Here is a 12,108-nt window from a genome sequence, read left to right as displayed (position 1 = left end):
AGTCCGGTTTCTGTCCTCCTGCTATGCTTATTTCGTGCACCAGCGGAGTTGGAATAGTGGCCAATACGCATTGTTTAAGATTCGCTCTTGTGGGACTGGTTGTTCTTTTGGCCATGACTCAAGCGGCCACAGCAGATATCGCCACAAACCAACAGGATGCAAAGGCTCTGATAGAGCGCCTTGAAAAACTGTATCTCAAGGGCCCTACTCCTGTCTTTGTTCTACAGCTGGAAAAAAATACTCTACCGGACGCTAAGTTACAGGCTTTTGCAATGGAGCAACGCCTTATTAACTTATCGGACTTGAGAAGTAATGCACTATCTCTGCATCGTTTTGGTGGCTTACCGGGACATAGTACGAGAGCATTTTTTACTCGAATTACGACAGCAGAAATTCAAGCTAATACCCTGTTACCTAATCTGATTCAAGCATTGGGCATCTCACCCGAGCAGATCGCCCAATACCAACCACTCGCAGGTGCCCAAGCCTATCCAGCCTATACTACCTGGCTAGCCAACTACGCTACACCCGCCGAAATTGCCGCTGCCCTGTTAATAAACTTTCAGAGTTTTGGCAAAAATGCTGAGCGCGTTGCAAAAGCTCTCAAACAAAATAAACGCTTTACCAATGAACAGCTCAGTTTCTTAATGACTTTTAGCCAACTTCCAGAAGGATTCAGGGAACAGGCTATCGATATAATTGCAAGAGGACTAGCTTCAGGTGTTCGAGAAAATGATATTGCCATTCGCGTGCGGTTAATCCAAGCCTATGAACGGGAGTTTTGGCGGGCATTTGAAACAAGCAACATTCGCAATTAGTACGATAACTCAAATTCTCTAACTTATCGGCATTACTTAACCGCCAAAGATATACCTAAAATTCTTGATTGACCTAGTAAAAACTACTTTTATTCTCTCAAGCCGAAAGAACTTCCCCTATTACGAAATATATTGTAGACAATGAAAAAAATGGATCTCACAATACTTATATGGAAAGTAAAGGTAGACTTAAAAATGAGTGAATATGCGGAATTCAAGGATGAAAACTTCAGATTATTAGTCCTGGATAAGTTAATGTACCATTATAAGGTAATACAGCCTGAATTCGATATTTTTCAGTTTGCCGATAGTTACACTGAAAGAAATATAGATATAGAAGAAGAAGGGTACGACCTTATCCCCGAAGCCCTCGACCACTTCCGATCCATTCCAATTAAGAAAGAATGGCTAAAGGACATAACTGACCTTCATCAAGATGGGGGCAGTCATATCTGGTTACAAATCATTCCCTTCTGGTGCGGAACTACTGACGACTTTGATATTCATTCCACCGAAGACACAAACCTCCTACCAAACCTGAAAAAGCTCATACTTTTCTACAATGAAGAAAATCCAGAAATATTAGAAGATTTCAAAAGAAAAGGCATAGAGGCCAAATGGGTTTAATTCCAAAAAATTGACACTCACCCTAAAAGAGACCAGATATGGAGCTGACAGCGTTTATCGCCGCAATCAAGAATGCAGGTGGAAAGGTCGCAACAGAAGAAGAGCTTACAGAGTTTGAACTTGTATTAGGCTCAACTCTACCAAATGAAATAAAGAACTATCTAAAAAATTGCAGCGGTGGGCGAATATTTGAAAATCCTGTCGAATTTTTAGATCAGAATGGAGTCAATCTTATCCCCCGGCGTATGTATGACCTTAACGCTATGCGCCACGCAGCCAAAAAACCGATCGACCCATGGGTCCCCAAGGAACTACTGCCAATCGGCCTTGACGAAGGAGGGAATACAATTATGTTCTGCCTACACCCAGACCGCTTCGGTCATATTTATCTTTTGGACCATGAATGCATTTACTATCCAGGCTGCATTGAAGCACCAGATGCGATTGAAACCATGGAAGAAGCGGAAGAGTATAGAATTTCCTATTGTTCATCCAGCTTTAATGAATTTCTAAAAAATTGCCATCCGGTAAAAAATATTTAAATTCTAACCAATATCGTATATCAGTCCGCCCATTACTTGAAACTAATGTTCTAAGTTTGAGATACCGCCAAGCAGCGACAAAGTAAACCTCAGATGTGAAAATTTTGACTTTCTTCACTTCCAATTGAGTACAGATAATACTTATAGTACACACAAAACCTGGAACCAATTTAGAAAACGCTACTCTATAGCCCCGCAAAAGATCACATCAGCAAGGATTAGTTTGTGAAACGTATTATTTCTTTAGTATCAGCCTCTCTAGTTTGTGTCTCATGCGCCACAGTGAAGACAGTTAACCCTAAGAATAATCAGGTAGATATTACTCATAGAGGCCACAAAAGCTATTGCGAAAGTATTCCAAGAGTTTATAGCGGAACCTCTTACTCCTTTTGCTTGCTAAATAGCGAACCCAGTCAGACTGTAAATACTGGATCAACTATCAACCGTGTTCCACTGGTAGCTATAGATGCTGTTTTTTCTGTAGCCGCTGATACCGTTGTTTTGCCGTATACCGTAGTGACTCAGGCGAAGCATGGTAATATCGAAGTAAACTGATAGGCCCCACCTGTAGCTTAATAATTTTAAAGCAGTTATTAATAAGCCCAACTGAAAAACCTCTCTTTTAACCACAGAAAAATATATTCACTGGGAACAGGCCGCGATCACTGATTTTGTCTTACTTTCAAATCCATGATCCGGCCTCTAGCTGCCCCTAGGCTAAAAGCAAAAGCAAGCAAATTAAATAATATTGATTATTGGGTGGACAAAATTTCTTGGACTTGCCAGAACCAAAATGCCTGCACTATCGTCCCTCCACCTACATATCACACAATTAAAAAGCAATTGGTTGCTTGAAGAATATATGTACAATATGAAAGGCAGACAGCTCCCACCTGCCCCTAAACAACAATAAGCAAAGACCGAGAGACATCATTTATAGCTTCCTTTAACTGTCTTATTTCTAGATTCCAACCTCAAGGTAAAAAGAACCCTTAGAGAGAAAACGCTATAGAACTCACTAACTTTGGAGATAACAAATTGCGATATCCAGCAATAGACATCACGAGAGGTATATTAGTAATTATTATGGCCCTCGATCATACTCGAGATTATTGGACTTCAACCCAGTTTGACCCATTGGACCTATCCCAATCCTCCATCGCTTTGTTTTTAACTCGCTGGATCACGCACATATGTGCCCCTGGATTTATATTTCTTACAGGATTGAGTGCCTACTTTCACGGTAAAAAACTTAACTCCAAGCCGGAGTTGGCAAAATTCTTAATGCTTCGAGGGTTAGTACTAGTTATCCTCGAACTAACCTTGGTAAACCTCTCTTGGCAGTTTGCTTATAATTACGCTTTTGTACAGGTAATCTGGGCACTGGGCGTATCCATGATCATACTGGCGGGCTTAATCTATTTGCCAATAATATGGACCACCATCGTTTGCCTGGCCGTAATATCCTTACATGGATACCTGAATGATGACTTCATGCGCCAGCTATTAGGTGGCTATGAATGGCTTTGGATTCTTGCGCATGTACGCACTAGTTTTAGACTTTTCGAGTTCAACACCGGGATTTTTGCTGCTTACAATATTATTCCCCTCTTTGCTCTTATGTACCTTGGTTATGTATTTGGGCCTCTTTACGAGATGGCAAACAAGCAACGAGTGCGTCTACTAATAACAACAGCAACTGCGCTATCGATTATATTTATTGCAGTTAGACTAATAGGCTTTGGCGACCCCAATGATTGGAATTCACAGCAGGGGCTTCTGGGCTTTATCAACACCGCCAAATACCCAATGTCGTTCAGCTATATCCTTATGACAATGAGTATAGTTTTCTTGATCATGGCTATCGTAGAAAATCGGCAAAACCGAATACTGGATGTATTGCTCCTCTTTGGGCAGGCCTCATTGTTCTTCTATTTACTCCATGTCCCAGTGATCAATCTGTCCGCACATCTATGGAGCTACTTAGAGTTTGGAGTAGCAACCAACTTCTTCAACGGATCCAAAGCATGGCCCGAGGGCTACACACCTAATTTACTGAGAACCTATGCCTACTGGATTGCTCTGATTGCGATACTTTACTATCCCTGCAAGAAATATCTTCAAAAGAAAAAAGAAAGTGGATCGGTGATATACTCCTACGTATAACTCTCGGAACAATTTTATTTCGCATATTAAAAATTCTGCTCTGGGGTGAGCAAAGCCCCAGAGTTACCTCTCAATCAGGACGATATAGATGTTGCAAAAAATAGACCAATGGATTGATCAAACACTGATAGACTTCAAAGAAGTGAGACAATCTTGCGCAAGGTTCACAGGGAAGTTTTCAGGGTATTATACGAAAGAATTTCTTAGCAAAAGCTACTTTGTAGTGGTTGATAATATTCCAAAACCGAGGTTTCCCGAGCTCTACCAGGCTGGCCTGGGTGACTTTGTCGACATGGAAGTAGCCGGCATCACTTACAAAGATACCTACTTTGTCAAAACACCTTTTGCTGCGGAAATTTCCCTTCATTTTCATGAGTTAGTCCATATCCACCAATGGTCTCTCTTGGGAGCAGAGTCATTTATCAAACGTTATATCAGTGAAATTCAGACCTACGGCTACAACGGTGCACCTCTGGAAAAAATGGCCTACAGCCTGCAAGATAGATTTATGGACAATTGCACTCCAACAGATGTTTTAAGTTACGTTCAGAATCATTTGTAAACACTCAATGATCATTGGACTTCATCTATAAAAAGGTTACCTTCTGGATAAGTGAAAGTGACCTTTATGCTACCAGCCAAAATTGATCTTATTGACAGGCTAAACATTTCTACTAAAGCCTGATCATCAAGACACAAACTATAATTTATTGAGTTTTATAGTTTGCAAGCTCCACGCCATGCTACAAGCAACCCGACTCTTCCTGATCTTTGCTGCCCTATCCACCTTAAATCTGGCATCAGCAACAACATGTAAGCCCATATTCAATCATCAAGATGACAAAGTGGCCAAGAACAATCGCTGCACTAAAATCAGCTTTCAACCAAGCAATACGGAAGGATCCGCTGTTATTATTATGGATGGCGATACCAAAGGCTCCTGCGCTTATACATCTGCGGTTCAGTGCGGGAATACCGAGATTAGAATGAAAGATATTTCTGCAATTGACTTTAAGGTTGACGTGCCCCCAGGTAAATGTGGTGCTAAAGAGTGGATTGCCGTTTATATGTTCCCCTGGTGTGAACAACCCGGTGGATGTTGGGCCGGGGGGCAGCGGGAAGTCGATTTTGTAGAAACAACAGGCTCCAATGGTCCGGGAGGTTTCGCTTCCAATTGGGGAGGGCTTCCCAAACAGGCGGCGTGGACAAGCCAAACAGGTCCCCTACAGGTGAAGAGTGGTGCCCAACAGCATATAACTTTTACATCCAGGAAAATCATATCGGGTGAAGCTAGTGGAACCTATCAATGGGATATAAGAGTGTGTGAAGCATCTGCGTATAAGTGCGATGATTCAAATCAGCTTTGGCATGCCTACCGGGAAAAGGGGCCTGTAATTTTTGATGAATCCATGATGATCGTGATCGACAACTGGGGCGTCAACAATCCACCCCAGCCAGGTTGCACGTTAAAAATAACGGATATGCTAATCACCAAATATTAGCGATGCTTTCTACAACGATAGGGGGTTAGTGGCGAAAACCCTAATAATCTTTTTTCCACTGTAACTCTACACTACCGGAACCACTGTCACCGTCATCGGCACTTTTGAACTCCAGGTTGAGGTTATCCCTAAGTTCTATTTGCATCTCCGCCTGCCAGGGACTGAGAGGATCGGTACTTCTCTGTAATTCCACATAAATTCGATTGGTAATATATTTGCCCAAGCTCAATGCGTACTCATCACCTTCATCTCCCTCCTCCTGCTCAATATTGAGTGTATCCAGGTGCAACAGCTCGCGTGTCTTAGCGATAGGGTCCAATACCGCTCGACCCGACTGCAAACTGCGAACAACACTAACCAAGCGAACAGCCTGTAAAGGTGAAATATCTGATAATGACTTCCCAAAAAGCAATTGCGCCAGTATCTCATCCTGAGAGGCCGAGGGGTCAGAGGTAAATGTAATATCCAAGTCCGCAGCAGTACCTGATATCTGCGCGGTTATTTCTCCATCGCTATATTCATAGACACCTTCAACCAGGATAGCGACCTCATTATTCTCGAAGCGAATTTCTCCATCTTCCAGATCAAATTTCTTACCGAATAAATCAAAGCTGCCGCGAACAATTGTTAATTCGCCAGAGGCTTTTGGCTTATCTGCGGTGCCTTGAATATCCACCACGCCGCGCAATTGGGAATTTAAGCCAAGTCCGCGCACATAGGATTGCTGATCCAAAACAATCTCTACATCCAATCCGATTTTGCTAAACAGGGGAGAAGATCGCTGCACCTGTGGGCCATCAACCTGAACTTCCACCACCTGGATTTCCGGAACACTGCTGCCAATCCATTGCTCAATCTGTAAGGCCAGCGGCTTCAAAGTGAATCGCCCGGTAATTTCTGCATCCTGGGTTGAGCCCGACAAACGGGCATCACCGGATATTGCACCGCGTACTCCCGGTGAGTTCAGCAAGTGGGCCCGACTGAGGCTTAATACGATGTCAAAACTGGGCGAGCTATCCGGAGGTAAAAAGACCGCCCCTCCCAGGTTTATCCGCCCACCATCACCATCGGTAGCGCTTCCTCGTACAATCCGCCACTCCTCAGGAGACAGCTGTGCGTAGAAGTTAATATCCGCAATGCGAGTATGGCTCGGTCGGTGCTCATAGCGGCCATTACTCAATTCGATATCACCGGTTAATAGAGGACGCTGCCAATTCCCGGTACCGTCAACGTTGAAACTGAGCAAGCCGCGCATACGGTGGACACGGGGATCAATATATTCGGCAATCACTGACAAATCGGCCGTACCGCGCCCCTGCAATTGAAAGGGCACATTTCGCAGGCCACCAGTTTGATTATTCTCAGCAAATAGTTGCTCGAAGATCGGTGCAATCAATACACTTACTTGGCTATTTACTGCGTTGCTACCGCCGTGTTGGGCAATCAGGGATGCATCCAGCTCTCCATTCTCTGTCTGCCAATCCAATACTATCGAAAGCGGTTGAACCTGGATTCCGCGCTGCCCTCGCCCCAGGGCTTCTCCGGTAGCTCGCAACTCCCCTTGGAATTCAGGCTGCTTGGGGCTTCCACCAATACTGGCATAAAGGCTGACATCACCATTACCCGCCCTACCGCTAGAAAAACTATTCGCCAAATCCGATAGATCACCCTGGCCGCGCAACTCTAAATCCAGTCGCTCTGCATTCAAGCTACCCAGTATCGATAATTGGTTGCGACCCGCCCATAGCAGCTCGATACCATCAGTTACCAGGCTCCTGTCTGCATAGTCCAAAGTACCCTGTACATGCCAGGGCTCCAGATGAAATTCTCCCTGGGCGATCAGGTTAGCTTTAATCTGCGGGTTGGAAATAGCCCCATCAACCCTGCCATCCAAGCTCAACTCCCCTTCAAGGGAGTTAGGGAGAGAGAGACCGACAATATCTACCAGGAACAGCGGTAGATTGCGCGCGCCCATATCAATTTGTAATCGGTCTTGCCGAGGTTCGATAGAACCATCGGCCTGCAGCAATGCCACCCCCACCCGACCCAGCTGCTGGGCATCTTCAGCGAGGGCTGTCAGGCGGCTTTGGCTCTGTAGGGGCTCCGGCTCCCCTTTATCAAAACCTGAGGCAATCACGGGGGACTGAGGGCCTCTGCTTGAAGATGAACCAAACTGGTTGCCATTGCCGTTGGTAAATAACTCCAATCGCAGGTCACTGACCTCTATCAGGTCCATATCGCCACTGGCTTCCCCTTTTAAGTTAAAGGGGTAATCCTGCGCGACGCCATTGGAATCCAGTAAAATACTTACCTGGGGGTTACTCCACTCCCCTTGGACCGTTACTTCAGAAGATCCCCCTAGGCTTACTCCCTCTGCCTCGGTAACTCCAAGGTCATCGCGAAAGCTGATATTTTTGCCGTCGATCTGCCCATGTAAATCCAGCAGCTTCTGTTCAATATCAAGCTGACCGATTACTTCCAGATTAAGCTTCTCACCGGTAAACACCAATTCATCAATAGTCAGCGTGTGCAGGTTTCCACTTATCGCCGCCGTCAACTCACCCTGTAAGTCGTGGTAAGTACTCACTGCACTCAGAGACAAATTGAGGTTTGGGTTTTTCCATGAGCCGATGGCCTCCAGACGCAACTGATGCAAGGTGCCGGATAAAGCAGTGGGGATATCTACCCTATCAGCCTGGGGAAGCGAAGCTGCAAGCCGGCGAATTTCTTCAACACCCAACTCATCAATCTCTCCCACCAAATCCAGTGCTTTCAAATTCATATCTACACTACCGAGCACCTCGATCCGTGCACCGGCAAAGTGCAAAGATAAGGCTTGCAAGTCAATCACACCTGCCTGGGTATCGACCCGGCCCTCCAATTGCAGGGGCTGCTGCCGGTAGCTGCTTTCCAGTTGTAAGCTGCCATTAATATTCGGCTGTTGCAGGGAGCCCTGCACCGAAAAATCTGCGCTGAGCCAACCACTGTCCAGGATATCCTGCCAAGGGCGGGAAAGTGTTAGCGGGATTTGATTGAGATTAACTGTCCCATTGACACCGTCCGCGCTGATACTGCCTTTTATCGTACTGCGCCGCTCATCCACTCGCAGCCAAATCCCCTTTGAAGAGAGACGCCAGGGGTTAATATCGGCTTCGATACTCCCTGTCAGATCCAGCTGATGTTCTGCTAGAGGAGCTGCGATCGAATTAATATCCAGCAGCAGTTTTTCACCCTGCTTACGCAGGGATAATTCGCCGCGAGCATCCAATACCTGATTTTCCGGCAGATGCAGCTGTCGGCTGACAAACCCCTGGCCCACCTCACTGGTAGAGAAATCGATTACAAAGCGCTCGCCCTGCATCCGGCCATTTACAGTGAGATTAAACTCGGAACCATTCAGCTCACTCACTTCGATAAATAGCTGCGCCGGTTTATCCTGCCAGCGGTATTGGGCGTTAGCCTGAATAGCAACAGGGGGAATCCCCGTCAACCGGCTGTCCACCAATTGCAGGCGAGCTATATCCAGCTGCGCCAAGCGAAACCCGGGAACTAGCAACTCCCAAGTAGTCGATGGCTGCTCCTCTCTGACAACTTCAACCTCCTCTTCGCCAGAATCTGCCAGCGCAGAGAGAAGTTCATTGAGGATATTTAGGTTGAGCAGTAAATCTTTGGCCCCCACTCGCTCAATATCGATGGGATCTCGGGACAAGCTGTTGAGGTTGACTTCCAGGTCCTGGGCTTCGGCAAGCGTATTAGCTCGATAGTCAATTCTCAGTCGCTCGAAAAACCAAAATCCTAATTTTTCACTGTGAATTCCCTCTGCCTCAATTTCGAGGTCGTCCACCAATTGCTCGGCAGCGTAAAAAGCCCCGCGAGTAAGGCCGACGCGCCCCGGTTCCGTGCTGAGGAAATAGATAGCGGACATCAGGAGGAACAGACAAATGCCTGTTACCAGGGAACCCCCAGCACCCAGGGAGCGCCAGAGCCCACGCAGGAAAGCACCCACCCAGTGGGCAACGCCCAGCCCAAACAGGCCCAACCAGCGCATCAGAATGCCTGCCCCAAGCTCACATACACCTGGTAGCGATCATCGATGCCCTCACGGCGATCGAGGGGAAAGGCGATGTCCATGCGGATGGGGGCAAAGGAGGTGATATAGCGCACGCCAAAACCCGTTCCCCAAAACAGGTCGGAAAACTTGGGCGCTGCGTCCTCATAGGCATTGCCGCCATCGAGAAAAATCACACCGCCCCAGGTATCCGTAAAACGAAAACGGCCCTCAAAAGAAATCTCGCTGAGTCCCCGACCACCGATAGCATCGGAGAGGGTTTCCTCACCCTCATCATTAATCTCAATAAGTCGCGGACCCAACTCCTGGTAACCATAACCCCGCACGGAGCCACCGCCACCGGCATAAAAGCGCTCATCCGCAGGCAGCTCAAGATTCGACTCCCCTGTAATTGCCCCGGCTTTCAACCTTATTGCCAAGGTGGGCTTATAACGCCAGTCATCGGCTGTTTTATACGCAGTGAGCTGTAGGGTATTTTTAACAAAGGTGGTATTGGTATTTCTAAGATCGATATAGGGTTTTACTTCCAGCGCAGAAGTGGCGCCACGACGGGCATCCAGGGGTTTGTCTGTCGTGTTTAATTTAAAGCCCAGGGGGAAAGCTAACAGTGTGTAGTTTTCATCGGGATCATCTGCTTCAACTGCCCCTTCCACCTTCTCGTCCACTTCACTGAATTTCAGCTCGGCGCCACCACTCAGCGTGCGATGCTTACTGATTTTTCTCGATACCAGTGCACTGAATGTCAGGGACTCTGAACGGTAGGAATCAACATCCTCTCCTTCCAAAGCAATACTGGCGGTCAAGCGTTGCTTGTCATGGAAGAAACGGGGAATAGTGAGCTTGCCTTCCAGGGTTTGCTTTACCTCGTTGAGCTTACTTTCGACTTCAATTTTTTCCCCACGATGGAAAACGTTGCGATGTTCCCAGGCTGCTGAAATACCGGCTCCCTCATCAGAGGTGTACCCCACCCCCAAGGTTATGGTGCGGTGATTGCGCTCCTGAATAACAAAAGTAACATCCACCAACCCATCGTAGGGTTCAGAAACTTCAGTATTTACATTGGCAATTAAGTTGGTGCGCAGCAGGCGCAACTGCGCAGCATCCAGTTTACTGCGGCTGAAGCAATCTCCGGATTTAATCTTGACCTTATCCAACAGGTAGTCCTCTTCAATAGAGGTGACTCCTTCAATGCGGACTTGGCCAACATGGACTTCGGGACTGGGGGCCACCCGATATTCCAGTCTCGCAGCAGCTTCCCGGTGAATCACCGTTGCCTGGTAGCTGACATCCACATTCAGCAGACAGGCATTTTCATTGAGGTACTTGGTAATTTTTTCTACGCCCTCAAGTACCTTGCTGGCAATCAGGGGATCTCCAACATGGATAGGTAAGCCGCTAAAGCCTGCCCGCAAACCGGCCGGCATATCAATATCCAGGCTCTTGATATGGTATTGGGGGCCGGGAGTGACACTATAGAAAATTTGGTTGCCAGAAACAGACTCATACACAGTGGCATCATAATATCCCTGCGCACGCAGTAATTTTTCCAGGTTACCCCGCTCATAGTGCGCAATATCCGCCGGATCATCGTAGTTTTCCAGCGCACTACTGTTCTTGCGCAACTCGTTGAGTTCGGAGGTCAATTTTTCCTGCAGCTGGGGATCGCCCTGCACCAGTAGGGTAAAACCCGGCAAGCGATCAAAAAATGGGATGGCTGCTGCCAGCTGCATTGGCAGCGCTAGAAGGGCAACAAGTAGGGAGACAAAGAGAATTCGCAAGATCTTTATCCAATGTCAGTAGCGGCTACTCCGCAAAAAATCCGGGTATCCGTTCCCTCCGTAGGCTGGAATATCCAGCTGATGACAACAGCTGGGATAATTAAATCGACTTATTGAGCAGCCAATAAGCCGATTCGGCGTTTGGGACTTCTATGGCTGTGTGCCTTGGCTGGGCATTAAGGGATTACAATCCTGGATAATCACCCGCCCTTCCAGAATATTTCCTTTGGAATACTCCGTGAAAATACACTGGTTAGTTTTGGGGTTATAATTCTCGATCCACAAATTATCTTCTTTCCAGGTGGCGCCGATATGGCGGTACCCATCGGGCACAGAGATACGCATGACCCCGCCAAAACGCTTCACGAAAACCTGCTCATAGTGAAAGTAGTAGGCAAGCCAGCCGCCAACAAAGAAAACCGCAGCCACGATTGCGCCGATCTTAAGGCTGCCCAGGCGACTGCCGATAAAAAGAGAAGCAATAACCAGGGCAATCACCGCTGCCCAGTACAAATAAGTAACCATGACTGTTTTTCTACCGTAAATTATTGGTGTTTATAAAGTGAAGGGTAGCGCAGAACCGCAGCAAACTAAATGGCGCCGGGT

10 protein-coding genes are annotated in these 12,108 nt (G+C 46.8%); 7 read left to right on the top strand and 3 right to left on the bottom strand.

Translation table 11 applies throughout. From position 1 onward, the window contains the following. Positions 1-56: 56 nt before the first annotated feature. The 7 genes from ACJJI5_RS07675 to ACJJI5_RS07645 all read left to right on the top strand — a co-directional run bounded on the left by ACJJI5_RS07675 (position 57) and on the right by ACJJI5_RS07645 (position 5,655). A complete protein-coding gene (locus tag ACJJI5_RS07675) occupies positions 57-818 on the top strand; it encodes a thiaminase II/PqqC family protein (protein ID WP_445355927.1) in 762 nt (253 codons plus the stop codon). A gap of 141 nt (positions 819-959) precedes the next feature. Further along, a complete protein-coding gene (locus ACJJI5_RS07670) occupies positions 960-1,445 on the top strand; it encodes a DUF6892 domain-containing protein (RefSeq protein WP_445355926.1) in 486 nt (161 codons plus the stop codon). Between the two features lie 38 nt (positions 1,446-1,483). Then, entirely contained in the window at positions 1,484-1,987 is a 504-nt protein-coding gene (locus tag ACJJI5_RS07665) for an SMI1/KNR4 family protein (protein ID WP_445355925.1), read from the top strand. A 225-nt stretch (positions 1,988-2,212) separates the two neighbouring features. Next, entirely contained in the window at positions 2,213-2,542 is a 330-nt protein-coding gene (locus ACJJI5_RS07660; RefSeq protein ID WP_413662864.1) for a YceK/YidQ family lipoprotein, read from the top strand. A 483-nt stretch (positions 2,543-3,025) separates the two neighbouring features. Beyond that, positions 3,026-4,153, top strand: coding sequence for an acetyltransferase domain-containing protein (locus tag ACJJI5_RS07655; protein WP_445355924.1), 1,128 nt, complete (start codon positions 3,026-3,028; stop codon positions 4,151-4,153). 88 nt (positions 4,154-4,241) lie between these two features. After that, on the top strand, positions 4,242-4,715 hold the full coding sequence (locus ACJJI5_RS07650; protein WP_445355923.1) for a hypothetical protein: 474 nt from the start codon (positions 4,242-4,244) through the stop codon (positions 4,713-4,715). Between the two features lie 178 nt (positions 4,716-4,893). Then, a complete protein-coding gene (locus ACJJI5_RS07645; RefSeq protein ID WP_445355922.1) occupies positions 4,894-5,655 on the top strand; it encodes a hypothetical protein in 762 nt (253 codons plus the stop codon). Between the two features lie 40 nt (positions 5,656-5,695). Here ACJJI5_RS07645 and ACJJI5_RS07640 read toward each other — a convergent pair whose 3' ends face one another. From ACJJI5_RS07640 to ACJJI5_RS07630, 3 genes are all read right to left on the bottom strand, one after another. After that, a complete protein-coding gene (locus ACJJI5_RS07640) occupies positions 5,696-9,703 on the bottom strand; it encodes a translocation/assembly module TamB domain-containing protein (RefSeq protein ID WP_445355921.1) in 4,008 nt (1,335 codons plus the stop codon). Continuing rightward, positions 9,703-11,502 carry an autotransporter assembly complex protein TamA gene (locus ACJJI5_RS07635; protein WP_445355920.1) on the bottom strand — a complete coding sequence of 600 codons (1,800 nt, stop codon included), beginning with the start codon at positions 11,500-11,502 and terminating at the stop codon, positions 9,703-9,705. Before ACJJI5_RS07635 ends, ACJJI5_RS07640 begins: the two co-directional genes overlap by 1 nt. Positions 11,503-11,652: 150 nt before the next feature. Further along, positions 11,653-12,027 carry a hypothetical protein gene (locus tag ACJJI5_RS07630; RefSeq protein WP_108734070.1) on the bottom strand — a complete coding sequence of 125 codons (375 nt, stop codon included), beginning with the start codon at positions 12,025-12,027 and terminating at the stop codon, positions 11,653-11,655. Positions 12,028-12,108: the final 81 nt, after the last annotated feature.

The sequence above is a fragment of the Microbulbifer maximicatervae (SeqCode) genome, assembly GCF_052467955.1.
This window is presented reverse-complemented; position numbering and strand designations above follow the sequence as displayed.

Bases quoted from the DNA above. Each gene is read 5' to 3' on its own strand.
- ACJJI5_RS07670 (WP_445355926.1), top strand. From the start codon at position 960: ATGAAAAAAATGGATCTCACAATACTTATATGGAAAGTAAAGGTAGAC.
- ACJJI5_RS07665 (WP_445355925.1), top strand. From the start codon at position 1,484: ATGGAGCTGACAGCGTTTATCGCCGCAATCAAGAATGCAGGTGGAAAG.
- ACJJI5_RS07650 (WP_445355923.1), top strand. From the start codon at position 4,242: ATGTTGCAAAAAATAGACCAATGGATTGATCAAACACTGATAGACTTC.
- ACJJI5_RS07645 (WP_445355922.1), top strand. From the start codon at position 4,894: ATGCTACAAGCAACCCGACTCTTCCTGATCTTTGCTGCCCTATCCACC.
- ACJJI5_RS07640 (WP_445355921.1), bottom strand. From the start codon at position 9,703: ATGCGCTGGTTGGGCCTGTTTGGGCTGGGCGTTGCCCACTGGGTGGGT.
- ACJJI5_RS07630 (WP_108734070.1), bottom strand. From the start codon at position 12,027: ATGGTTACTTATTTGTACTGGGCAGCGGTGATTGCCCTGGTTATTGCT.